The sequence below is a fragment of the Rhizobacter sp. P3_C12 genome (assembly GCF_056402735.1).
This window is the reverse complement of sequence record NZ_JBFUGW010000084.1, coordinates 1-23,703: the sequence shown is the minus strand read 5'-3', so window position 1 is coordinate 23,703 and position 23,703 is coordinate 1. Positions and strand designations below refer to the sequence as shown.

The 23,703-nt window shown below is 68.3% G+C and carries 24 protein-coding genes; 18 read left to right on the top strand and 6 right to left on the bottom strand.

Annotation, left to right across the window (positions count from 1 at the left end):
• From AC1DXV_RS15165 to AC1DXV_RS15155, 3 genes are all read left to right on the top strand, one after another.
• Window positions 1-249: MlaA family lipoprotein (locus tag AC1DXV_RS15165; protein ID WP_477934299.1), on the top strand; the 249-nt coding region annotated here is incomplete at its 5' end.
• 147 nt (window positions 250-396) lie between these two features.
• Window positions 397-1,014: an MlaC/ttg2D family ABC transporter substrate-binding protein gene (locus AC1DXV_RS15160; protein ID WP_477934297.1), complete on the top strand. Its 618-nt coding sequence runs from the start codon at window positions 397-399 to the stop codon at window positions 1,012-1,014.
• 7 nt (window positions 1,015-1,021) lie between these two features.
• On the top strand, window positions 1,022-1,306 hold the full coding sequence (locus AC1DXV_RS15155; RefSeq protein WP_477871537.1) for an STAS domain-containing protein: 285 nt from the start codon (window positions 1,022-1,024) through the stop codon (window positions 1,304-1,306).
• A gap of 410 nt (window positions 1,307-1,716) precedes the next feature.
• On the opposite strand, the gene AC1DXV_RS15150 is transcribed toward AC1DXV_RS15155, so the two are convergent.
• Both AC1DXV_RS15150 and zwf read right to left on the bottom strand, forming a co-directional pair.
• A complete protein-coding gene (locus AC1DXV_RS15150) occupies window positions 1,717-2,586 on the bottom strand; it encodes a MurR/RpiR family transcriptional regulator (protein ID WP_477869196.1) in 870 nt (289 codons plus the stop codon).
• A gap of 23 nt (window positions 2,587-2,609) precedes the next feature.
• Window positions 2,610-4,055: a glucose-6-phosphate dehydrogenase gene (zwf, locus tag AC1DXV_RS15145; protein WP_477934295.1), complete on the bottom strand. Its 1,446-nt coding sequence runs from the start codon at window positions 4,053-4,055 to the stop codon at window positions 2,610-2,612.
• A 242-nt stretch (window positions 4,056-4,297) separates the two neighbouring features.
• On the opposite strand from zwf, the gene tal reads away from it, so the two are divergent.
• Genes tal through AC1DXV_RS15130 form a run of 3 tightly spaced genes read left to right on the top strand, consistent with a single transcriptional unit; the run spans window position 4,298 to window position 7,472 of the window.
• Window positions 4,298-5,248: a transaldolase gene (tal, locus tag AC1DXV_RS15140; protein ID WP_477869192.1), complete on the top strand. Its 951-nt coding sequence runs from the start codon at window positions 4,298-4,300 to the stop codon at window positions 5,246-5,248.
• On the top strand, window positions 5,245-6,846 hold the full coding sequence (gene pgi, locus AC1DXV_RS15135) for a glucose-6-phosphate isomerase (RefSeq protein WP_477934293.1): 1,602 nt from the start codon (window positions 5,245-5,247) through the stop codon (window positions 6,844-6,846). Before tal ends, pgi begins: the two co-directional genes overlap by 4 nt.
• Window positions 6,843-7,472, top strand: a complete 630-nt coding sequence (locus AC1DXV_RS15130) for an HAD family hydrolase (RefSeq protein ID WP_477934291.1) — start codon at window positions 6,843-6,845, stop codon at window positions 7,470-7,472. The genes pgi and AC1DXV_RS15130 overlap by 4 nt, the downstream gene beginning before the upstream one ends.
• Here the strand turns inward: AC1DXV_RS15130 and AC1DXV_RS15125 are convergent.
• Complete coding sequence (locus AC1DXV_RS15125) at window positions 7,463-7,963, bottom strand: outer membrane lipoprotein (protein WP_477934289.1); 501 nt, start codon at window positions 7,961-7,963, stop codon at window positions 7,463-7,465. The two genes, AC1DXV_RS15130 and AC1DXV_RS15125, sit on opposite strands and share 10 nt — an antisense overlap.
• Window positions 7,964-8,046: 83 nt before the next feature.
• Entirely contained in the window at window positions 8,047-8,604 is a 558-nt protein-coding gene (locus AC1DXV_RS15120; protein ID WP_477873805.1) for an HNH endonuclease, read from the bottom strand.
• Window positions 8,605-8,880: 276 nt separating this feature from the next.
• On the opposite strand from AC1DXV_RS15120, the gene AC1DXV_RS15115 reads away from it, so the two are divergent.
• The 9 genes from AC1DXV_RS15115 (at window position 8,881) to AC1DXV_RS15075 (ending at window position 18,937) form a co-directional block, all read left to right on the top strand.
• Window positions 8,881-9,591 (top strand): TetR/AcrR family transcriptional regulator, encoded by a 711-nt coding sequence (locus AC1DXV_RS15115; RefSeq protein ID WP_477934287.1) that lies wholly within the window; start codon window positions 8,881-8,883, stop codon window positions 9,589-9,591.
• Between the two features lie 44 nt (window positions 9,592-9,635).
• A complete protein-coding gene (locus AC1DXV_RS15110; protein WP_477934285.1) occupies window positions 9,636-11,426 on the top strand; it encodes an acyl-CoA dehydrogenase C-terminal domain-containing protein in 1,791 nt (596 codons plus the stop codon).
• A gap of 50 nt (window positions 11,427-11,476) precedes the next feature.
• Entirely contained in the window at window positions 11,477-11,920 is a 444-nt protein-coding gene (locus AC1DXV_RS15105; RefSeq protein ID WP_477867156.1) for a DUF2147 domain-containing protein, read from the top strand.
• A 31-nt stretch (window positions 11,921-11,951) separates the two neighbouring features.
• Window positions 11,952-14,336 (top strand): 3-hydroxyacyl-CoA dehydrogenase/enoyl-CoA hydratase family protein, encoded by a 2,385-nt coding sequence (locus AC1DXV_RS15100; RefSeq protein WP_477934283.1) that lies wholly within the window; start codon window positions 11,952-11,954, stop codon window positions 14,334-14,336.
• A 14-nt stretch (window positions 14,337-14,350) separates the two neighbouring features.
• Window positions 14,351-15,547: an acetyl-CoA C-acyltransferase gene (locus AC1DXV_RS15095; protein WP_477867152.1), complete on the top strand. Its 1,197-nt coding sequence runs from the start codon at window positions 14,351-14,353 to the stop codon at window positions 15,545-15,547.
• Between the two features lie 120 nt (window positions 15,548-15,667).
• Window positions 15,668-16,552: an alpha/beta hydrolase family protein gene (locus AC1DXV_RS15090; protein WP_477867150.1), complete on the top strand. Its 885-nt coding sequence runs from the start codon at window positions 15,668-15,670 to the stop codon at window positions 16,550-16,552.
• Window positions 16,549-17,313 (top strand): enoyl-CoA hydratase, encoded by a 765-nt coding sequence (locus AC1DXV_RS15085; protein WP_477934281.1) that lies wholly within the window; start codon window positions 16,549-16,551, stop codon window positions 17,311-17,313. Before AC1DXV_RS15090 ends, AC1DXV_RS15085 begins: the two co-directional genes overlap by 4 nt.
• Before the next feature lie 14 nt (window positions 17,314-17,327).
• On the top strand, window positions 17,328-18,095 hold the full coding sequence (locus AC1DXV_RS15080) for an SGNH/GDSL hydrolase family protein (protein ID WP_477934279.1): 768 nt from the start codon (window positions 17,328-17,330) through the stop codon (window positions 18,093-18,095).
• Complete coding sequence (locus AC1DXV_RS15075) at window positions 18,092-18,937, top strand: SDR family oxidoreductase (RefSeq protein WP_477865375.1); 846 nt, start codon at window positions 18,092-18,094, stop codon at window positions 18,935-18,937. The genes AC1DXV_RS15080 and AC1DXV_RS15075 overlap by 4 nt, the downstream gene beginning before the upstream one ends.
• Window positions 18,938-19,027: 90 nt before the next feature.
• On the opposite strand, the gene AC1DXV_RS15070 is transcribed toward AC1DXV_RS15075, so the two are convergent.
• Both AC1DXV_RS15070 and AC1DXV_RS15065 read right to left on the bottom strand, forming a co-directional pair.
• Window positions 19,028-19,939 carry a delta(1)-pyrroline-2-carboxylate reductase family protein gene (locus AC1DXV_RS15070; RefSeq protein WP_477934277.1) on the bottom strand — a complete coding sequence of 304 codons (912 nt, stop codon included), beginning with the start codon at window positions 19,937-19,939 and terminating at the stop codon, window positions 19,028-19,030.
• Between the two features lie 16 nt (window positions 19,940-19,955).
• Window positions 19,956-20,378, bottom strand: coding sequence for an acyl-CoA thioesterase (locus AC1DXV_RS15065; RefSeq protein WP_047500334.1), 423 nt, complete (start codon window positions 20,376-20,378; stop codon window positions 19,956-19,958).
• A 43-nt stretch (window positions 20,379-20,421) separates the two neighbouring features.
• Here AC1DXV_RS15065 and AC1DXV_RS15060 point away from each other — a divergent pair, with 43 nt between their 5' ends.
• The 3 genes from AC1DXV_RS15060 to AC1DXV_RS15050 form a co-directional block, all read left to right on the top strand.
• On the top strand, window positions 20,422-22,245 hold the full coding sequence (locus tag AC1DXV_RS15060) for an ABCB family ABC transporter ATP-binding protein/permease (RefSeq protein ID WP_477934275.1): 1,824 nt from the start codon (window positions 20,422-20,424) through the stop codon (window positions 22,243-22,245).
• 154 nt (window positions 22,246-22,399) lie between these two features.
• Complete coding sequence (locus AC1DXV_RS15055) at window positions 22,400-22,903, top strand: hypothetical protein (protein ID WP_477934273.1); 504 nt, start codon at window positions 22,400-22,402, stop codon at window positions 22,901-22,903.
• A 47-nt stretch (window positions 22,904-22,950) separates the two neighbouring features.
• Window positions 22,951-23,703, top strand: a 753-nt coding sequence (locus AC1DXV_RS15050) for a LysR family transcriptional regulator (protein WP_477934271.1), incomplete at its 3' end; no start/stop codon positions are given.

The following is a 23,703-nucleotide window of genomic DNA, read 5'->3' as shown; positions in this document are numbered from 1 at the left end:
GTGGTCGGTGTCGGTTTCGTCAACGAGCGCGCCGCGCTGCTCGGCGCCAGCGGCATGCTCGACGACATCGCGCTCGACAAGTACACCTTCATCCGCGATGCCTACCTGCAGCGCCGGCGCAGCCTCGTCTACGACGGCGAGGTGCCGGAGTCGAAGGACGAACGCTACGACCAGGACGAGGCACCGGCGTCGGCACCCGCAGCGGCCCCGGCACCGGCCGCCTCGCCCGCGTCGGCGCCGAAACCATGAACTTCACCTGCCGGAAACGATCCGGCGGCCAACCGGCAGAGACCCACGGCCGTTGAGGTCATGTGCCGGATCGCCGCGCAGACGCAGCGAACTCCAGATACCGTGCCCGCTCCAAGCTGCGAGGCTCTTCCCCGAAAGGAACCACAGATGCTCAACCCACAATTTGTCAGATGGATCTCCGCCGCGACGATCGCCGTGGCCAGTGCCGCCGCGTTCGCGCAGCAGGCGCCCGACCAGCTCGTGAAGCAGGTGTCGTCCGAGGTGCTCGATGCGGCCAAGGCTGACAAGTCGATCCAGGCCGGTGACGTGAAGCAGGTCTCGGCGCTGGTCGAGGCCAAGGTGATGCCGCACGTCAACTTCCAGCGCATGACGGCCTCGGCGGTCGGCCGCTACTGGCGCCAGGCCACGCCCGAGCAGCAGAAGAAGCTGCAGGACGAGTTCAAGACGCTGCTGGTGCGCACCTATTCCGGCGCGCTCGCGCAGGTGCGTGACCAGACCGTGCAGCTGAAGCCGATGCGCTCGTCGCCTGAAGACACCGAGGTGATCGTGCGCACCGAGATCCGCGGCAAGGGCGATCCGATCCAGCTCGACTACCGCCTCGAGAAGGCGGCCAGCGGCTGGAAGATCTACGACGTCAACGTGCTCGGCGTCTGGCTGGTCGAGAACTACCGCAACAGCTTCGCGCAGGAGATCGGTGCTGGCGGCATCGACGGCCTGATCGCCAAGCTGATCGAGCGCAACAAGTCGGCTGCCGGCAAGAGCTGAGGCCGACATGCTGTTGCTGCCCGCCACGGTGACGACGCGCGAGGCCCGCGACACGCAGCGCATGCTGTCGCAGGCCTTGCAGCAGGAAGTGAAGACGCAGTCCGAGCCCACCGTGACGGTGGATGCCTCGGGTTTGGCGCAGTTCGATTCGGCGGCGCTTGCGGTGCTGCTGGAGTGCCAGCGGCTGGCGACGGCGTTCGGCAAGGGGTTCGCGGTGCGCAATGCACCGGCGAAGCTGGCTGAGCTGGCTCGGCTGTATGGGGTGGATGGGCTGTTGCTGAAGGCTGCTTAGGCGTCGTGTCCTGTCGCGCCGCGCAGACCCACCCGCTCTTGTTGGGGGGAAAAGATTGAAGTGACCGACGAGCGCGCGAGCGCTCGCATGCTCGTCGGTCACTTCAATCTTTTCCCCCAAAYACAGTGCGGCGGTSYCGCAAAGGCGCGGGYRGGGAGGCTGGGGAGCGCCAATCAGGGCGGGGCGCCGGAGCTGGCTGGTTTCATGGCCCGCGTGCGCAGCACGCTTCGTGMACTGACTGTCGCCCACTGTTTGACCACAACGAACGAAGTGAGTGGCGGGAGTTTGGGCGACGGGCCATGAAACCAGTCAGCGGAGGGGAGTCWTCGCCCCGAGAGGGGCGAAGACCGCACCGACCGGCGAGCCCCAGCCTCCCTACCCGCGCCTTTGCAAGCGCTGAAGCCGACAAGCTACTCAGCCTGCGCGTACCTCTTCGCCCGCAGGTTCCGCTTGATCTCCTGCAGCATCGGCCGCAGCTCGCTCCCCAACCGCAGCGCCACACCCGTGGTGAGGATGTCGATCACGATCAGGTGCAGCAGCCGCGACACCATCGGGCTGTAGCGGTCGTAGTCTTCCGGGTGGTCGGCCGCCAGCAGGATCTGGCTGCTGCCGGTCTGCCCGATCTGCGCCAGCGGCGAGCCGCTCGCGGTGATCACGATCGTCGTCGCACCCTTCTTGCGCGCAATCTCGGCCACGTCGATCAGGTCGCGGCTGCGGCCCGAGTTCGAGATGATCACGACGCAGTCGCCCGGCTGCAGCATCGTCGCGCTCATCACCTGCACATGGCCGTCRCTGATCGCCAGCGCATTGACGCCCAGCCGGAAGAACTTGTGCTGCGCATCCTGCGCAACGATGCCCGAATTGCCGACCCCGTAGAACTCGATGCGCCGCCCGGCACGGCCCGCCTCGGCCAGCGCCGTGATCGCGCGGTCGAACGCCAGGCTCGCGGCATCGTTGCGGTACTTCAGCAGCGCACTGACCGCGTTGTCGACCACCTTGACGACGATGTCGCCCGGCTTGTCGTCCTCGTCGACCGCACGGTGCACGAAGGGCACGCCCTCGTTGACGCTGCCGGCCAGCTTGCGCTTGAAATCGGCCAGCCCGTCGTAGCCCACGCTGCGGCAGAAGCGCACCACCGTCGGCTTGCTGACGTGCGCCCGGTCGGCCAGCTCGCTGACCGGCAGGCTCGCAAAACTGCGCGCATCGGCCAGCACCAGCTTGGCCACGCGCTGCTCCGCCGGAGGAAGCGCGGGGATCGACGCGCGAATGCGGTCCAGCATGGGGGATCCGGCGAGGTGCGCGCTTATTGCTCTTCGGACCAGGCGAAACCGTCGCGCGCGACCAGCGCGCTCGCGGCCGCCGGCCCCCAGGTGCCGGCCGCATACGGGCGCGGGCCGGTGCTGTCCTTGCCCCAGGCGTCGAGAATCGGCTCGACCCAGCGCCATGCCTGCTCCTGCTCGTCGCTGCGCACGAACAGGTTCAGCCGGCCGGCGATCGCGTCGAGCAGCAGCCGCTCGTAGGCGCCCACGCGGTTCTCGGCGAAGGCCTTGTCGAAGTCCAGGTCGAGCGACACCGGCGCGAGCTGCTCCTGCTGCCCGGTGCCCTTGGCCGCCAGCAGGTGCAGCTCCAGGCCGTCCTCCGGCTGCAGGTTGATCACCAGCTTGTTCGGCTGGTTGTGGCCCGGGAAGATGCTGTGCGGCGTCGGCCGGAAGTTGACGACGATCTGCGCATCGCGCGCGGCCAGCCGCTTGCCGGTGCGCAGGTAGAAGGGCACGCCGGCCCAGCGCCAGTTCTGCACCTCGGTGCGCAGCGCGACGAAGGTCTCGCACTGGCTGCCGGCCGGTACCTTGACCTCCTGCAGGTAGCCCACCACGGGCTGCCCGCCGGCCGTGCCCGCACGGTACTGCCCACGCACCACGTCGCGGCCGACGCTCTCTTCGGTGAACGGCTTCAACGAGCGCAGCACCTTCAGCTTCTCGTCGCGGATCGCGTCGGCATCGTTGCGCGACGGCGGCTCCATCGCGATCATCGTCAGCAGCTGCAGCGCGTGGTTCTGCACCATGTCGCGCAGCGCGCCGGTGCGGTCGTAGAAGTCGCCGCGCGTGCCGACACCGATCGCCTCGGCCAGCGTGATCTGGATGTTGGCGATGCTCTCGCGGCGCCACAGCGGCTCGAACAGCGCATTGCCGAAGCGCAGCGCCATCAGGTTCTGCACCGAGGGCTTGCCGAGGTAGTGGTCGATGCGGAACGCCTGCGTCTCGCTGAACACCGAGCGCACGACGCGGTTGATCTCCTGCGCGCTCTGCAGGTCGTGGCCCAACGGCTTTTCAAGCACCACGCGGATGCGCGGCGTGTTCAGCCCGGCCACGCCGAGCTGCTCGCAGATCTGCGGAAAGAGGTGCGGGCTGGTGGCGAGGTACAGCACCGCCGTGTCGGCATTGCGCTCCTCGAGCCACTGCTTCAGCCCGGCATAGTGCTCGGGCTTCGACAGGTCCATGCGACGGTAGTGCAGCATGTCGGCGAAGCGGGCGAACTCTTCATCGGTCGGGCGCTTGGCACCTTCGACTTCTTGAAAGCGATCCTTCAGCCAGCCGCGGTACTTGTCGTCGCTCTGCTCGTCGCGGGCCACCGCGAGGATGCGGCCGCCGGCCGGCAGCTTGCCGTGGCGGAAGGCCTGGAACAACGCCGGCATCAGCTTGCGCCATGTCAGGTCGCCGGTGCCGCCAAAGAAAACGAGATCGAAAGACATGCCTGCCGCCTCAGTGGTGAAGTCGACGCATGCGGTCGACAATGTAATTTAGTTTCACCAGGATGATGCCCAAGTTTCCGGGCAGCGTCAACGAAACCCGCCCCGCACGAGGGGCGCCCGAAGGTGCATCATGCGGCCGGTGGAACTTCGGGTTACGTTCTGAAAACAAACCGTCGTCGGCGTGCTTGCGTGTCACGCCGGCCGGGTTCTAATTTCCTTCCTGTGCTCAACAGCGTCTTGCCATGAATCAAATCGACCAGCTCAAGCAGTACACCGCCGTTGTCGCCGACACGGGCAACTTCAAGCAACTGGCGCAGTTCGCGCCGAAGGACGCGACGACCAACCCGTCGCTGATCCTGAAAGCGGTGCAGCACGCCGACTACGCGCCGCTGCTCCAGGAGACGGTGGCGAAGCACAAGAGCCTGCCGCTCGAGGGCATCGTCGACCAGGTGCTGGTGCGCTTCGGCCAGGAGATCCTGAAGGTGGTGCCGGGCCGGGTGTCGACCGAGGTCGATGCGCGGCTGAGCTTCGACACCGCCTGCAGCGTGGCGCGGGCGCGCCGCATCATCGAGCTGTACGAGGCGGCGGGCATCGGCCGCGAGCGAGTGCTGATCAAGCTCGCTTCCACCTGGGAGGGCATCCAGGCGGCGCGCATCCTGCAGCGCGACGGCATCAACTGCAACCTGACGCTGCTGTTCTCGTTCTGCCAGGCGGTGGCCTGCGGCGATGCGGGCGTCAAGCTGATCTCGCCGTTCGTCGGCCGCATCTACGACTGGTACAAGAAGTCGGCCGGCAGCCAGTGGGACGAGGCGGCGAACGCCGGCGTCAACGACCCGGGCGTCAAGTCGGTGACCCACATCTACAACTACTTCAAGAAGTTCGGCATCGCCACCGAGGTGATGGGCGCGAGCTTCCGCAACGTCGGCCAGATCACCGCGCTCGCCGGCTGCGACCTGCTGACGATCAGCCCCGAGCTGCTCGCGCAGCTGCAGGCGAGCGAAGCGCCGCTCACGCGCCAGCTCGATCCGGCCAACGCCAAGGGCGCGACCCTGCATGCGGCGACCTTCAACGAGCAGAGCTTCCGCTTCGCGCTGAACGACGACGCGATGGCCACCGAGAAGCTGGCCGAAGGCATCCGTGCGTTCGCAGTGGATGCAGGCAAGCTCGACAAGCTGATCGAAGGCCTGAAATGAGCGGCTTCCCGCGCTGCGACCGCACCTCGGCCTGGGCCGCGCTGTCGGGCCATTTCGAAGCGCACGGCCGCGACTTCGACATCCGCGAGGCGTTCGCGCGCGATGCCAACCGCTTCGCGTCGCTGAGCGTCGAGGCGCCGGAGATCTTCGCCGACCTGTCGAAGAACCGCGTCGACACCGCGACGCTGAAGTTCCTCGTCGAGCTGGCGCGCGAATGCGGCATCGAGGCGCAGCGCGATGCGATGCTGCGCGGCGACCCGGTCAACGTGACCGAGGGGCGGGCGGTGCAGCACGTGGCCTTGCGCGCGCCCGAGGGCGAATCGCCGTTCGGCCGCGAGGTGCATGCGGTGCTCGACGCGATGCTCGGCTACATCGAGACGGTGCGCGACACCGCGGCCAGCGGCATCCGCCACGTCGTCAACATCGGCATCGGCGGCTCCGACCTCGGGCCGCAGATGGTGGTGCCGGCGCTCGATACCTTCGTGCACCCGGGCATCACCTTCCACTTCGTCTCCAACGTCGACGGCCACGACATCGCTCCGGTGCTGCGCCGGCTGAAGCCGCAGGAGACGCTCTTCATCATCGCGAGCAAGACCTTCACGACGCAGGAGACGATGGCCAATGCGCATGCCGCGAAGGCCTGGTTCCTGGCGCAGGGCGGTGAAGACATCGACAAGCATTTCGTCGCCACCACCACCAACGTGAAGGCCGCGGCCGAGTTCGGCATCACCACCACGTTCGGCTTCTGGGACTGGGTCGGCGGACGCTACTCGCTGTGGTCGGCGATCGGGCTGCCGATCGCGCTGGCCATCGGTGCCGACAACTTCCGCTCGCTGCTGGCTGGCGCGCATGCGATGGACCTGCACTTCGCGCAGGCCCCGCTCGAGAAGAACCTGCCGGTGCTGCAGGGCCTGATCGACGTCTGGTACCGCAACTTCCACCGCTTCACGAGCCGCAGCATGGCGCCGTACCACCAGGGCCTGAAGCGGCTGCCGGCCTACCTGCAGCAGCTCGAGATGGAAAGCAACGGCAAGCGAGTCGACATCGACGGCGAGCCGCTGCCGTTCGGCACCAGCCCGGTCGTGTGGGGCGAGCCCGGCACCAACGGCCAGCATGCCTACTTCCAGATGCTGCACCAGGGCACCGACGTGATCCCGGTCGAGTTCCTGCTCGTCAGGCGGCCGACGCATTCGCTGAGCGACCTGCACACCAAGCTGCTGGCCAACGGCCTCGCGCAGGCGCAGGCGCTGATGCTCGGCAAGACGACCGAGCAGGCGATGAAGGAGAAGGCGCCGACGGCCTCGGCCTCGCTCGATCCGCTGACGCTCGCGAAGCACCGCACCTTCCCCGGCAACCGGCCGAGCACGACGCTGCTGCTCGACGAGCTGACGCCGCGCAGCCTGGGCGCTTTGATCGCGCTGTTCGAGCACCGGGTGTTCGTCAGCGGTGCGCTGTGGCGCATCAACAGCTTCGACCAGTGGGGCGTCGAGCTCGGCAAGGCGCTGTGCAACGAGCTGCTGCCGCGGCTCGCGTCCGGCGATAYGACCGGGCTCGACGGCTCGACCGCCGGGCTGCTGACCCGCCTGCGCGGCGGATGAGGCTGGTCTTCGATTTCGGCGGCGTCGTCTTCCGCTGGAAGCCGCACGAGTTGCTGCAGCGCGTGCTGCCGCAGCGCGCGATGGACGAGACCGCCGCCCGCGCGCTGGCGGCGGTGTTCTTCCAGGGGCATGGCGACGGCGACTGGGCGCAGTTCGATCGCGGCACGCTGGGCGAGGATGAACTCGTGCCGCGGCTGGCGGCGCGCACCGGGCTCGATGCGGCGTCGGTGCGGCGCGTCGTCGATGCGGTGCCGGCCGAGCTTCAGCCGCTCGCCGACACGGTCGGGTGGATCGAACGGCTGAGTGCCGCGGGCCACACGCTGCACTTCCTGTCGAACATGCCACGGCCGATGGCGGACCACCTGGTTCGCAGCCACCCGTTCCTCGGGCGCTTCACGAGCGGTGTGTTCTCGTCACAGGTGCGTTTGCTGAAGCCGGAGCCCGAGATCTTTGCGCACTCGGCGCGGCAGTTCGACATGTCGCCGGATCGGCTGATCCTGCTGGACGACACGCAGGTGAATGTCGATGCGGCGATCGCCGCCGGCTGGCAGGCGCTGCACTTCCGCGATGCGCCGTCGTGCGAGGCCGCGCTGCGCGAGCGCGGCCTGTTTCCGCGTCAGCCTTGATGCGCCGGCGCGGCCGGCACCGGTGCCGGCTGCGTGACGGCCGGCGCGCGCATCACGCGCGTCTTGCCGTTCGTCGACACCAGGATCACCGGCTCGCCCGGCGTCAGCGTCTCGTTGCCCTTGGCCTGCACGATCGAACGGCGTTCGCCGTTGCGCAGCTGCACCAGGATCTCGAGCGCTTCCTCGCGCGTGCCGGCGCGCTCGATCGCGTTGCCGACCACCGCGCCGGCCACCGCGGCCAGCACGCCGACGGCGACCGCCTCGCGGTGCCCGCCGACCGAYGCGCCGGCGATGCCGCCGACCACGCCGCCGGTGACGGCACCGGCACCGGACTGCGAACCGTCGATCACGACCGGGCGCACCGACAGCACGGTGGCATCCTGGATCTGCGACAGGCGCTGCGCTTCATTGCGCGAGACGACATCGGGGCTGCTGGTGGCGCACGCACTCAAGGTGGCGGCAACGGCCACGGCGATCAAAAGCTTGTTCATGGGGTTCACTCCTCGTTACTCATCTGCATGGACGAGTCGGCCACGCGGCGAGTTCCGCGGTGGCGATGTAAAGAAATCGGAAGTCAGATCCGCAGTCGGCTGTGCCGGGGCACGCTCGCCAGAAGAAACTCCATCTGGTCCGCCAGTATGCGCCGGCCACGCAGGATCATGTCCTCGTGCAGGCTCGGCACGTAGGGCAGGTACATCAGCGACATGTGCGCTTCTTCCGGCATCCGGTTGCCTTTGTGACCATTGCAGGCGCGGCAGGCGGTGATGCAGTTCATCCAGCTGTCGAGGCCGCCGCGCGAGGTCGGCACGATGTGCTCGCGCGTCAGGTCGTCCAGGTGGAAGTGCCCGGCGCAATAGGCGCACACCTGACGGTCACGGGCGAACAGCTTGGGGTTGGAGAGTGCGGGGGTCTGGCGCCAGGCCCGGCTCGGGACCGCGCCGCGCACCGCGATGATCGGGTGCACCTCGATGCGCGATTGCAGCCCGGTGCGCCGTTGCATGCCGCCGCGCAGCACGTAGAACGCGTCACCCAGCGTCCATGCGACGCCGTCGCTGGCGTAGATGATCGCTGCCTCCTTCGCTGAAATCCACGATTGAGGTCGGCCGGACACATCGAGCTGGAGCACTTCCACGGATGATCTCCTTCCCTGGAGCGTAATCCATTCACTGCGTTTCGCTCAACCGTGGCGCGAATACTGCAGTGCGTTGGCGCCACAAGCGCACGCTGTCACACGCCGATCACCGCCACCGGCGATAACCCGGGGCTCGGGTTAACCCTCGATGGCCGTCGCCGCCGTCGCATTCCAGGGACTAAACCCTAGAAAAAAACACGGCTTGCTCGAAATAGCGGCGCGCGATCCGCGCGGAACCTGCAAAATAGAACGATCGTTCGATTTTATGGATGCACCGTGAGCGACACGACCGATACACCCGTCAACACCGCCGCGGCTCTCACGGGCCGGGGCCCGCGCGATGTCTCGAAGACCCTGCAGAAGGGCCAGCAGACGCGCGCGACGATTCTCGAAGCTGCTCTCGGCCTGGCGTCGTCGATGGGGCTGGAAGGCCTGTCGATCGGCGCGCTGGCCGAGGTCACGCAGATGAGCAAATCCGGCGTCTTCGCGCACTTCGGTTCCCGCGAGGAACTGCAGATCTCCGTGATCCGCGAGTATCACGCCAAGTTCGAGGAAGAAGTGTTTTTCCCTGCCGTGCGCGAGGCCAGGGGTTTGCCCCGCTTGCGCGCGCTGTTCGAGCGCTGGGTCAAGCGGGTGTCGGTCGAGCTGGACTCCGGCTGCATCTACATCAGCGGCGCGGTGGAGTTCGACGACCGGCCGGGCCCGGTGCGCGACGCGCTCGCGACCATGGTGCAGGCCTGGCACACCGCGCTGGAGAAGGCGATCCGCATCGCGATCGACGAGGGCCAGCTGCGCCCCGACACCGACCCGCTGCAGATGCTGTTCGAGATCCACGGCCTGATCCTCGCGCTGCACCACGACGCGCGCTTCCTGCGCATCCCCGGCGCGCTCGACCGCGCCCGCCATGCCTTCGAGCGCGTGCTCAGCTACTACGCGGTCGATGCGGCGGCCGCTCCCGACAAGCCGGTGCGCGCCGCGCGCCGCTGAATCCGATTTCTCGAATTTCCATTTCTTTCCCAGGAGTTTTTTCGATGGCTCAGTACACCCCTCCGTTGCGTGACATGCAGTTCCTGATGAGCGAAGTGCTGAACGTGGTCGACGAACTGAAGGCCCTGCCGGCGCATGCCGACATCGACCTCGACACGATCAACGCCGTGCTCGAAGAGGGCGGCAAGTTCGCATCGCAGGTGGTGTTCCCGCTGAACCAGAGCGGCGACGAAGAGGGCTGCACGCTCGACAAGAGCACGCACGAGGTGACCGCGCCGAAGGGCTTCAAGGAAGCCTACGCGCAGTACGTCGAGGGCGGCTGGCCGGCGCTGAGCTGCGACCCGGCCTTCGGCGGCCAGGGCCTGCCGCACGTCGTGAACCAGTGCTTCTACGAGATGCTGAACTCGGCCAACCAGGCCTGGACCATGTACCCGGGCCTGTCGCACGGCGCCTACGAGGCGCTGCATGCGCACGGCACCGACGCGCAGAAGGCGCTGTACCTGCCGAAGTTGACCAGCGGCGTGTGGACCGGCACGATGTGCCTGACCGAGCCGCACTGCGGCACCGACCTCGGCCTGCTGCGCACGAAGGCAGAGCCGCAAGCGGATGGCACCTACAAGCTCACGGGCAACAAGATCTTCATCTCCGCCGGCGAGCACGACCTGGCCGAGAACATCATCCACCTGGTGCTGGCGCGCCTGCCGGATGCGCCGACGGGCTCGAAGGGGATCTCGCTGTTCGCGGTGCCGAAGTTCAACGTCAATGCCGACGGCTCGATCGGATCGCGCAACGGCATCTGGTGCGGCGGCCTCGAGCACAAGATGGGCATCCACGGCAACGCGACGGCGCAGATGGTGCTCGAAGGCGCCGTCGGCACGCTGGTCGGCCAACCCAACAAGGGCCTGGCGGCGATGTTCGTGATGATGAACGCGGCCCGCCTGGGCGTCGGCATGCAGTCGCTGGGCCTGACCGAAGTCGCCTATCAGAACGCGGTGGCCTACGCGAAGGATCGCATCCAGATGCGCGCGCTGTCGGGCCCGAAGAACCCGGACAAGCCGGCCGACACCATCATCGTGCACCCCGACGTGCGCAAGATGCTGCTGACCGCCCGCGCCTATGCCGAAGGCGGCCGTGCGCTCGCGATGTGGACCACGCTGCAGCTCGACAAGGAACTGGCATCGGACGACGAGGACGTGCGCAAGGACAGCGCCGACCTGGTCGCGCTGATCACGCCGATCATCAAGGCCTTCATCACCGACAACGGCTGGATCGCGACCTCGCATTGCATGCAGGTGTTCGGCGGCCACGGCTACATCAAGGAATGGGGCATGGAGCAGTACGTGCGCGATGCCCGCATCAACATGATCTACGAGGGCACCAACACGATCCAGTCGCTSGACCTGCTGGGCCGCAAGRTSCTSKCCRACAACGGCGCCAMGCTGAAGAAGTTCGGCAAGCTGGTGCAGGAGTTCGTCGAGGAAGAAGGCACGAACGAGGCGATGCAGGAGTTCGTGAACCCGCTGGCCGAGCTGGGCGACAAGGTCACGAAGCTGACCACCGAGCTGGGCATGAAGGCCTTCGGCAACGCCGACGAAGTGGGCGCCGCCGCGGTCGACTACCTGCGCGTCGCCGGCCACCTGGTGTTCGCGTATTTCTGGGCCCGCATGGCGAAGGTCGCACTGGCCAAGGTCGACGGCGGCGACCCGTTCTACAAGGCCAAGCTCGCGACGGCGCGCTTCTACTACGCGAAGCTGCTGCCCGAGACCGCCTCGCTGATCCGCACCGCGCGCACCGGCCTGAAGCCGCTGATGGAGATGGACGAAGCCCTGTTCTGAGGTCGGGCCTTCCATCTCGTCGAAACAAAACAAATCAGGAGAGACAAGCGATGAAGAGACTGCTGCTGGCACTCGCGGCCACGCTGGCCGTGGCGGGCGCCCATGCGCAAGCCACGCCCGCGGGCCTGTGGAAGACGATCGACGACAGCACGAAGAAAGAGCGCTCGCTGGTGCGCATCGTCGAGACCGACGGCGTGATCAGCGGCAAGCTCGAGAAGCTGCTGGACCCCGAGGCGAAGCAGGACGCCGTCTGCGACGAATGCAGCGACGACCGCAAGGGCCAGCCGCTGGTCGGGCTGTCGATCATCCGCGGCGCGAAGAAGAGCGCCGACACCGACGGCCTGTGGGACGGGGGCACCATCCTCGACCCGGCCAACGGCAAGACCTACAAGCTGCGCCTGAAGCCGGTCGACGGCGGCAGGAAATTGGAAGTTCGAGGCTACGTCGGCGCGCCGATGTTCGGCCGCACCCAGACCTGGATCCGGGTCGAGTAGGCCTGTTCACACTACGCAAAGGAGAAGAAACATGAGTCGCTTCAACGTCCGCAAGGTCGCCGTGCTCGGCGCCGGCGTGATGGGCGCGCAGATCGCCGCCCACCTGGTCAACGTCAAGGTGCCGGTCGTGCTGTTCGACCTGCCGGCCAAAGAAGGCCCGAAGAACGGCATCGTCACGAAGGCCGTCGAAGGCCTGAAGAAGCTGAAGCCGTCGCCGCTGGGCATCCCGGAAGACGCCGCGCTGATCCAGCACGCCAACTACGAAGAGCACAGCGAGCTGCTGAAAGACTGCGACCTGATCATCGAGGCCATCGCCGAGCGCATGGACTGGAAGCTCGACCTGTACAAGAAGATCGCGCCCTTCATCGCGCCGCACGCGATCGTCGCGAGCAACACCTCGGGCCTGTCGATCACCAAGCTGTCGGAGGTGCTGCCTGAAGAGATCAAGCCGCGCTTCTGCGGCATCCACTTCTTCAACCCGCCGCGGTACATGTACCTCGTCGAGCTGATCCCGACCCCGACGACGCGCCCGGAGATCCTCGACCAACTCGAGACCTTCGTGACCACCGCGGTCGGCAAGGGCGTCGTGCGCGCGAAGGACACGCCGAACTTCATCGCCAACCGCGTCGGCATCGCCGGCATGCTGGCGACGATCAAGGAAGCCGAGAACTTCGGCCTGAGCTACGACGTCGTCGACGACCTGACCGGCAAGAAGATGGGCCGCGCGAGCTCGGGCACCTTCCGCACCGCGGACGTGGTCGGCCTCGACACGATGGCGCACGTCGTGAAGACGCTGCAGGACAACCTGGCCGATGACCCGTTCTTCCCGAGCTACGCCACGCCGCCGGTGCTGGCCAGGCTGATCGAGCAGGGCGCGCTGGGCCAGAAGAGCGGCGCCGGCTTCTACAAGAAGGTCGGCAAGGACATCCTGCGCCTCGACCCGGCCAAGGCCGACTACGTGCCCGCCGGTGGCAAGGCGGATGAAATCGTCGCGCGCATGCTGAAGAAGGCCGCCCCCGAGCGCCTGAAACTGCTGCGCGAATCGACCAACCCGCAGGCGCAGTTCCTGTGGGCGATCCTGCGCGACAGCTTCCACTACGTCGCGGTGCACCTGGCCGACATCGCCGATTCGGCGCGCGAGGTCGACTTCGCGATGCGCTGGGGCTTCGGCATGCAGCAAGGCCCGTTCGAGCTGTGGCAGGCCGCCGGCTGGAAGCAGGTGGCCGAATGGGTGAAGGCCGACATCGACGCCGGCAAGGCGCTCAGCAAGGCACCGCTGCCCGCCTGGGTGTTCGACGGTCGCGAGGGCGTGCACACCGCCGAAGGCTCGTGGAGCGCCGCGCAGAACACGTACATCCCGCGCAGCACGCTGCCGGTGTATGCGCGCCAGCACTTCCCCGAGGCCGTGCTCGGCTCGGGCGCGGCCGATCCGCTGAAGGCCGGCACGCAGGAGTTCAAGAACGACGAAGTGCGCGTCTGGTCGCTGGACGGCGAGGTGCTGATCGCCAGCATCACCGCGAAGCTGCACCTGATCAGCCCGACCGTCACCGAAGGCCTGCTGAAGGCGGTCGAGATCGCCGAGGCCAAGTACAAGGGCCTGGTGATCTGGTCGCCCGATGACGTGTTCTCGGCCGGTGCCAACCTCGAGGCGCTGATGCCTGTGTTCATGAAGAGCGGCGCCAAGGGCATCGCGCCGGAAGAAAAGAAGCTGCAGGACGCGATGCTGCGCATCCGCTATGCGCAGGTGCCGGTGGTCTCGGCCCTGCGCGGCATCGCACTGGGCGGCGGCTGCGAGCTGTCGGTGTATTCCGCCAGGCGCGTTGCCGCGATGGAAAGCTACGTCGGCCTGGTGGAGGTGGGCGTCGGCCTGATCCCGGGCGGCGGCGGTCTCGCGTACATCGCGCGCCGCGCGGCCGAGATGGCGAGCGCCGCGAACGCGAACGCCGACATCCTGAAGTTCCTGACCGACGGCTTCACGAACGCCGCGATGGCCAGGGTCGGCACCAGCGCGATCGAGAGCCGCAAGCTCGGCTACCTGCTGTGGAGCGACGTGATCGTCCCGAACAAGGACGAGCTGCTGTTCGTCGCGATCCAGCAGGCCAAGGCGATGTTCGACAGCGGCTACCGCGCACCGGCGAAGACGCTGTTTCCGGTGGCCGGCCGCAACGCCATCGCCACCATCAAGGCGCAGCTCGTCAACATGCGCGACGGCGGCTTCATCAGCGCGCACGACTTCCACATCTCGGCGCTGATCGCCGACGTGGTGTGCGGCGGCGATGTCGATGCCGGCTCGCTGGTCAGCGAGGAGTACCTGATGGCGCTGGAGCGCAAGCACTTCTGCGGGCTGCTGGAGCACCCGAAGAGCCAGGAACGGATCATGGGCATGCTGCAGACCGGCAAGCCTGTTCGCAACTAAGCGGAGCAAAGAACATGAGCAAGCAAGTGCAAGACGCCTACATCGTCGCCGCCACCCGCACCCCGATCGGCCGCTCGGGCCGTGGGTACTTCAAGAACACCCGCCCCGACGACCTGCTGGTCACGGCGATCCGCAGCGCGATGGCCCAGGTGCCGACGCTCGACCCGAAGGCGATCGAGGACGCCATCATCGGCTGCTCGTTCCCCGAGGGCGAGCAGGGCATGAACATGGCCCGCATCGCGGTCGCGCTGGCCTTTGCGCACCCGGTGGGCGGCGTGACGGTCAACCGCTTCTGCGCGTCGGGCGTGACGGCGATCCAGATGGCCGCCGACCGCATCCGCGTCGGCGAGGCCGACGTGCTGATCGCCGGCGGTGCCGAGTCGATGAGCCTGGTGCCGATGGGCGGCAACAAGCCGTCGTTCAACCCGCAGGTGTTTGCGAAGGACGAGAACGTCGGCATCGCCTACGGCATGGGGCTGACGGCCGAGAAGGTCGCCGCGCAATGGAAGGTCAGCCGCGAGGCGCAGGACGCGTTCGCGTACGAATCGCACATGCGCGCGCTGAAGGCGCAGAAGGCGGGCGAGTTCACCGACGAGATCACGCCGATCGAGATCGTCGAGCGTTTCCCGGACCTGCTGACCGGCGAGCAGGGCGTGAAGACCCGCACCGTGAACCTCGACGAAGGCCCGCGCGCCGACACCTCGCCGGAAGGCCTGGCCAAGCTGAAGGCGGTGTTCGCCGCCAAGGGCAGCGTGACGGCCGGCAACAGCTCGCAGACGAGCGACGGCGCCGGTGCGCTGATCCTCGCGAGCGAGAAGGCCGTCAAGCAGTACGACCTGAAGCCGCTGGCGCGCTTCGTCAGCTTCGCGGCGCGCGGCGTGCCGCCCGAGATCATGGGGATCGGCCCGATCGAGGCGATCCCGGCCGCGCTGCGCTACGCCGGCCTGAAGCAGCAGGACCTGGACTGGATCGAGCTGAACGAGGCGTTCGCCGCGCAGTCGCTGGCGGTGATCAACAGCGTCGGGCTCGACCCGGCCAAGGTGAACCCGATGGGCGGCGCSATCGCGCTGGGCCATCCGCTGGGCGCCACCGGGGCGATCCGCGCCGCGACGGTGATCCACGCGCTGCGCCGCCACAACCTGAAGTACGGGATGGTGACGATGTGCGTCGGCACGGGCCAGGGCGCGGCAGGCATCTTCGAACGCGTCTGACGACCCACCCCCGAGGCGCTGTCGCGCCTCCCCCTCAAGGGGGCGACCCCAGTGGCCTGGCGGAGCCAGTTCCACGGGGTCCGCTGGATCGGGCCGCTGCGGATCGCGATGGAGAGCGTCATGGAGACACTGAAACTCGAGACTGACGACGGCAGCCGGCTGTCGCTGCGCCTGTACCGGCCGGTCGGCACCGCGAAAGCCGCGGTGCTGATCGGCGGTGCGATGGGCGTGCGGCAGGACTACTACCAGCCGTTCGCGCAATGGCTGGCCGGGCAGGGCTATGCGGTTGCGACCTTCGACTACCGCGGCATGGGCGAGTCGCGCGCGACGCCGTCGCTGCGCGGCCTGAAGGCCGACCTGTTCAGCTGGGCCCGCGACTACGACAGCGCGATCGATGCGCTGCGCGAGGCCGCGCCGGGCCTGCCGCTGTACCTCGTCGGCCACAGCCTGGGCGCGCAGCTGCCCGGCCTGCTGCGCAACCACGCGCAGGTCGACGGCCTGATCTCGGTGGCGGCCGGCAGCGGCTACTGGCGCGACAACGCGCCACCGCTGCGCCGCATGATCCTGTACTTCTGGTACGTGCTGGTGCCGGTCGCGACCGCCGTCTTCGGCTACTTCCCCGGCAAGCGCCTGCGCAAGGTCGGCGACCTGCCGAAGGGCGTGATGCTGCAGTGGCGGCGCTGGTGCCTGCACCCGCGCTACCACGTCGGTGCCGAGGGCGCGGCGGTGCGCGCGCAGTTCGAGGCGGCGCGCTTCCCGCTGGTCGCGCTGTCGATCACCGACGACGAGTTGATGACCGAGCGCGGCACCCGCGTGCTGGTCGACTGCTACCCGAATGCGCCGCGCCGCATCGAGCGCATCGCGCCGGCCGACGTGCAAGCGAAGCGCATCGGGCATTTCGGGCTGTTCCGCGAGCAGTTCCAGGCGACACTCTGGCCGCGCATGACGGCTTTGCTGCAGGGTTTCGGCCCGGCCTCATTGCACACGATCAAGGAGCAAACATGAGCATCAAGACCGCCGTGCTGAACGGCGTATTCACGATCGAGATCGCCCGCCCCGAGAAGAAGAACGCGATCACGATCGACATGTACCAGGCGATGGCCGACGGCCTGACGGCCGCGCAGGCCGACGGCGCGGTGCGCGCGGTGCTGATCACCGGCCAGCCCGGCATCTTCACCTCGGGCAACGACCTCGAGGATTTCATGAAACGCCCGCCGAGCGGCCAGGACTCGCCGGTGTTCCAGTTCATGCAGGCGCTGAACGGCTGCGAGAAGCCGGTCATCGCGGCCGTCACCGGTGCCGCGATCGGCATCGGCACCACGATGCTGCTGCACTGCGACCTGGTCTACGTCGCCGACGAGGCGCGCCTCGCGATGCCGTTCGTGAGCCTGGGGCTGGTGCCGGAGTTCGCGTCCAGCCTGGTGGTGCCGCAGCTGGTGGGCCGCGTGAAGGCGGCCGAGAAGATCCTGCTCGGCGAGCCGTTCACCGGGGTCGAGGCGGTCGAGATGGGCATCGCCAACGCGGTGCTGCCGACCAGCGAGGTCGCGCCGCATGCGCGCCGCATCGCCGAGCGCTTCAACGCGCTGCCGCCGGGCGCCGTGCGCGACACCAAGAAGCTGCTGCGCCGCGCCGGCAGCGAGGCCACGCTGCAGGCCATCCAGGCCGAGGCGGCGATCTTCGCCGAGCGCCTCACCAGCCCCGAGGCGCGCGAGGCCTTCAGCGCGTTCTTCCAGAAGCGCAAGCCCGACTTCTCGCAGTTCAGCTGACCCCGGCCCGACCGATGCTCACCGCGGCGAAGGTGCTGCTGTCGCCGCTGCTGCTCTGGCAGGGCGCCCGCGTGCGCCGGCTCGCGCTGCGCCTGCCCGAGGCCGAGGGCTCGCGCGAGGGCGTGGCCGGCATCGGTCGCGTGCGCCTGCGCGTGCTGATCGTCGGCGATTCGTCGGCGGCCGGCGTCGGTGCACCCACGCAGGGCCAGGCGCTGGCCGGCCGGCTCAGCGAGGCCTTGTCGCAGCGCCTCGGCGGCGCGGTCGTGTGGCAGCTGGTCGCGCACACCGGCGACACCACGCGCGACGCGCTGATCGCGCTGGAGAGCGCCGCGCTGCACCCGGCCGACGTGATGGTCACCGCGCTCGGCGTCAACGACGTGATCTCGCAGGTGCCGGTGCGGCGCTGGCTGGCCCAGCTCGACGAGCTCGACCGCGTGGCCGTCCAGCGTGCCGGCGTGCGCCACATCGTGCACAGCGGCGTGCCGCCGATCCACTCGTTCCCGCTGCTGCCGAACCCGCTGCGCTGGGTGCTCGGGCGCGATGCGCGGCGCTTCAACCGGGCGCTGGCCGCGTGGATCAAGCGCTGGCCGGACCGCTGGTGGCTGCCGGTGCCGTTCGAGAACGAGCGGGTGTCCGACAGCATCCTGATGGCCGAAGACGGCTTCCATCCCGGCCCGGCGGTGTATGCGCTGTGGGCCGAACAACTGGCCGGCATGATCGCGACCGAGCTCGCGCCGCGCCTGCCTGCCACCACCCCCACGCGGAGACACACCCCACCATGAGCACCGAGCGCCAGACCCTGAAGGGCAAGACCTTGTTCATCACCGGCGCGTCGCGCGGCATCGGCCTCGCGATCGCCAAGCGTGCCGCGGCCGACGGCGCGCGCATCGTGATCGCCGCCAAGACGACCGAGAGCAACCCGAAGCTGCCGGGCACGATCCATTCGGCGGCGGCCGAGATCGAGGCCGCCGGCGGGCAGGCGCTGCCGGTGCAGACCGACATCCGCGACGAGGCGAGCGTGCTGGCCGCCGTCGAGCAGGCGGTGGCGCGCTTCGGCGGCATCGACATCCTCGTCAACAACGCGAGCGCGATCAGCCTGACGCCGACGACCGCGACGCCGATGAAGCGCTTCGACCTGATGTTCGGCGTCAACGTGCGCGGCACCTACCTGGTCACGCAGGCCTGCCTGCCGCACCTGGCGAAGGCCGCGCAGGCGGGGCGCAATGCGCACGTGCTGAACATGTCGCCGCCGCTGTCGATGCGCGAGCGCTGGTTCAGCCCGCACGTCGCCTACACAATGGCCAAGTACGGCATGAGCGAATGCACGCTCGGGCATGCGGGCGAGTTCCGGCCGCTGGGCATCGGCGTCAACAGCCTGTGGCCGCGCACCGCGATCGCGACGGCCGCGCTGCAGATGATCCCGGGCGTCGACATCGCGCGCTGCCGCACGCCGCAGATCCTGGCCGATGCGGCGTACCTGGTGCTGACCAGCGATGCGCGGCAGACGACGGGGAATTTCTTCATCGACGACGAGCTGCTGGCGCGGCATGGCGTCACCGACCTCGAGCCGTACAGCGTGACGCCGGGGACGACGGAGTTCGTGCCGGACTTCTTCGTCGACTGAGGAAACCCCGTTCAGGCTGAGCTTGTCGAAGCCTGGGTGGCTTGCGAGCAGGCCCTTCGACAGGCTCAGGGCGAACGGGTTGGGGGGTGATCAACATGTACCCAGCCGGTCCCACGCCATGCGCGCCGCCGCCAGGTCCCACGCCGCGCTGMCGACGCTCTTGAACAGCACCGGCGCATCGCCCGCGCCGGCGAGCTCCGCGGCCTGCGCCAGCCCGCGCACCCGGGACCAGTCCACACCGGCCTGGATCAGGTCGCCGGCCTCTTCCTTCGCGCCGTCCAGGTCGTCGACGACCAGCGCCGCCCGCCGCACCAGCGCAGCCGGCAGCTCGCACATCGCCGGCGTGAACGCGCCGACCGCGAACACGCGCGTGCCCGGGCGCAGCGCATCGGGGATCACCGGCGAGCGGCTCGTGGTCGCGGTGACGATCAAGCCGCAGTGGCCGATCTCGGCGCCGATGTCGTCGACGGGATGTGCCTTGACACCTCGCGCCGCCAGCGTCGCCACCAGGCCCTCGGCCGATGCGCGCGAACGCGCCGCGACGCCGATCCAGGCCGGCGCCAGCACCGCCGCGAAGGCCAGCCCATGCGCCAGCGCCTGCGCACCGGCACCGACGATCAGCAAACGCTCACCCGCCGGCACCTGCAGCGCCAGCGCCGCCGCCAGCGACACCGCCGCGGTGCGCCGTGCCGTCAGCGTGACGCCATCGAACATCGCGAGGCGCTCGCCGGTCGCGCGGTCCATCAGCAGCACCTCGCCCTGCACGCGCTCGCGCCCGAGCGCCGGGTTGCCGTGGTTCACCGTCACCAGCTTGACGCTGGCGTAGTGGTCGTCGCTGGCCGGCATCAGCAGCAGCCTGTCGTCGCCTGACAGCGCGAAGCTGCTGCGCAGTGGCGCCTGCAGCCGGCCTTCATCGCGCTCGATGGCGGCGCGCAGGACCGCATCGGCCAGCGGCCGCCACGGCAGCAGCGCGGCCGTCTGCTCCGCGTCGATCAGGCGCATGGCCCCGCTTCCCCGCTCAGTCCCGGGGAATCACCCGCGGCTGCCCGTCGCGGTCGATCGCGACATAGGTCAGGTTCGCCTCGGTGACCTTCACGACCTTCAGGTCGGCCGGGTTGCGCTCGGCATAGACCTCGACATGCACCGTGATCGACGTGCGCCCGATGCGCTCGACACGGGCGTAGAAGCTCAGCAGGTCGCCGATCGACACCGCCTGCTTGAACACGAACTCGTTGACGGCGACCGTCACGACGCGGCCCTTCGCGATGCGCGCCGGCAGCACCGAGCCGGCGAGGTCGACCTGGGCCATGATCCAGCCGCCGAAGATGTCGCCGTTGCTGTTCGAGTCGGCCGGCATCGGCATCACGCGCAGCACCAGATCGAGGTCTTTCGGCAACGTGACCGCCAAGGCGGGGTCGTGCTGCGGCTGGCTTGTATTCATACTCGGCGCCTTCACCTGGGTTCAACCCCGCGATTCTTCCACGATGCGATCCCTCTCGACCCCCTTGCCACCCCCCGATGCCGTGACGCCTGCCGCACCGCGCTCCGATGCGGCCACGCTGCGCAAGCTGCTGCCCTACCTGTGGCGCTACCGCTGGCGCGTGTCGATCGCGCTCGGCTTCATGGTGGCCGCCAAGCTGGCCAACGTCGGCGTGCCGCTGCTGCTGAAGCAGCTGGTCGACAGCCTGTCGATCAAGCCCGGCGACCTCCAGGCGGTGCTGGTCGTGCCGATCGGGCTGCTGGCGGCCTACGGGCTGCTGCGGTTGTCGACCTCGCTGTTCACCGAGCTGCGCGAGCTGATCTTCGCGAAGGCCACCGAGGGCACGGCGCGCAGCATCTCGCTCAACGTGTTCCGCCACCTGCATGCGCTGAGCCTGCGCTTCCACCTCGAGCGCCAGACCGGCGGCATGACGCGCGACATCGAGCGCGGCACGCGCGCGGTGCATTCGCTGATCTCGTACTCGCTCTACAGCATCGTGCCCACGCTGGTCGAGATGGTGCTCGTGCTGACGCTGCTGGCGGTGAAATTCGATGCGTGGTTCGCGTGGATCACGCTGGCGGCGCTGGTGGTGTACATCAGCTTCACGGTCGTCTTCACGAACTGGCGCACGCAGTTCCGCAAGCAGATGAACGAGCTCGATTCGACCGCGCATTCGCGTGCGATCGATTCGCTGCTGAACTACGAGACCGTCAAGTACTTCAACAACGAGGGTTTCGAGGCCCGCCGCTACGACGAGAGCCTGGAGCGGCTGCGCCGTGTCGCGCTGAAGTCGCAGGCCACGCTGTCGATGCTGAACACCGGCCAGCAGCTGATCATCGCGGCCGGCCTGGTCGCGATGCTGTGGCGCGCGACGCAGGGCGTGGTGGCCGGCCACATGACGCTCGGCGACCTGGTGATGATCAACGCCTTCATGATCCAGCTCTACATCCCGCTGAACTTCCTCGGCGTGATCTACCGCGAGATCAAGCAGAGCCTGACCGACCTCGACAAGATGTTCGCGCTGCTCGAGCGCGAGCGCGAGATCGCCGACACGCCGGGCGCTTTGCCGCTGCAGGTGACGCACGGGCAGCTGCGCTTCGACCATGTCGATTTCTCGTACGAGCCGGACCGGCAGATCCTGCACGACGTGAGCTTCGAGATCCCGGCCGGCAAGACGGTGGCGGTGGTGGGCCCGTCGGGTTCGGGCAAGAGCACGCTCGCGCGGCTGCTGTACCGCTTCTACGACGTGCAGGGCGGCGTGATCACGATCGACRACCAGGACCTGCGCTCCGTCACGCAGGGCAGCGTGCGCCAGAACATCGGCATCGTCCCGCAGGACACGGTGCTGTTCAACGACAGCGTCGCCTACAACATCGCCTACGGCCGGCCCGGCGCCAGTGCCGCCGAGGTCGAGGCGGCCGCCAAGGCGGCCCGCATCCACGACTTCATCGTCTCGACGCCCAAGGGCTACGAGACGACGGTCGGCGAGCGCGGGCTGAAGCTGAGCGGCGGCGAGAAGCAGCGTGTGGCGATCGCGCGCACGCTGCTGAAGGATCCGCCGATCATGATCTTCGACGAGGCCACCTCGGCGCTCGATTCGGCCAACGAGCGCGCGATCCAGGCCGAGCTGCAGGGCGTCGCGCGCAACAAGACGGCGCTGGTCATCGCGCACCGGCTGTCCACCGTCGTCGATGCGCACCAGATCCTCGTGATGGAGCAGGGCCGCATCGTCGAACGCGGCACGCATGCGCAATTGTTGGCGTTCGACGGCCGCTACGCCGACATGTGGCGGCTGCAGCAAAGCGCTGCATCCGACGCGCTGGCCTGATGCGCTGTAGGACTGCCGGGAAGGTTCCAGCCCGTTTCGTGAAAAACGAGCGTGAACTCCCGGTCAATTGTGAACAATCGTTACGAGCACGACGAGCACACATCTTGTTGCACTTCTAGAGTCGCGGCACCGATTCACACAGAGGACGGATGCGATGACTGCTCACAAGATTTCCAACGCGGTTCTGTTGTCCCTGCTGGCTGTCGCCGGCGCGATCTCGATGCCCGCGCGGGCGGCGCCCGACGCGGTGGCCCATGCCAGCCTGCGCCTGCCCGACGCCAAGGTCGTGTGGATCGACAACGAGAGCTTTGCCTTCGACACCTGCTCGGCCGCCGGCAGCGAGCACGTCGCCGCGGTGATGGGCGCGCTGCGCGAGCGGCTGATGAACGACCTGGGGCCGATGATGCTGAACAACGGCGTGACGCCGGCGAGCCAGCAGTTCGTCACGCTGACGCCGGTGAGCGGCGGGCAGAACTGCAACACGCTGGCCAGCCGCGTGGTGTTCCGCGTGGCCGGTGCCAGCGCCAGTTCGGGCGGCGCGTGGAATGCCGACATCGTCGCGCAGACCGCCGGCCCGACGGCCGACTCGCGCCAGGCGTCGACCCAGCTGGTGAACGACCTGGTGCACGAACTGGACATCACGCTGAGCAAGCGCTGAACCGGCGCTGAACCGGGCGCTGAACACGCGGCCCTACACTCCCGGCCGTGGAAACCAAGTGGCTTGAAGATTTCGTCAGCCTGGCCGAGACGCGGAGCTTTTCGCGCTCGGCGCAGATGCGCCATGTGACGCAGCCGGCGTTCTCGCGCCGCATCCAGGCGCTCGAGGCCTGGGCCGGGCTGGACCTGGTCGACCGCTCGTCGTACCCGACCCGCCTGACGCCGGCCGGCGAGACCTTCCATGCGCAGGCGCTGGACATCCTCGGCGCGCTGCAGACCACGCGCAACATGATGCGCGGCCACCAGGTCGCCGCGCAGGACATGATCGAGTTCGCGGTGCCGCACTCGCTCGCGTTCACCTTCTTCCCGCATTGGGTGATGGACCTGCGCAAGCGCTTCGGGGCCTTGAAGAGCCGCCTGATCGCGCTCAACGTGCACGATGCCGTGATGCAGCTGACGGAGGGCAGCTGCGACCTGCTGATCGCCTACCACCACCCGTCGCAGCCGCTGCAGCTCAGCCCCGAGCGCTACGAGATGCTGAGCCTCGGCCACGAGACGCTGGCCGTGTACGCGAAGGCCGATGCGAAGGGCGAGCCGCTGTTCCGCCTGCCCGGCGCGCCCGGCGAGCGCGTGCCCTTCCTCAGCTACGGCGCCGGGGCCTACCTGGGGCGGCTGGTCGAGCAGATCGTCAAGCTCTCGCCGGCACCGCTCAACCTCGACCCGATCTACGAGACCGACATGGCCGAGGGCCTGAAGGCGATGGCGCTCGAAGGGCACGGCCTCGCCTTCCTGCCGGTGAGC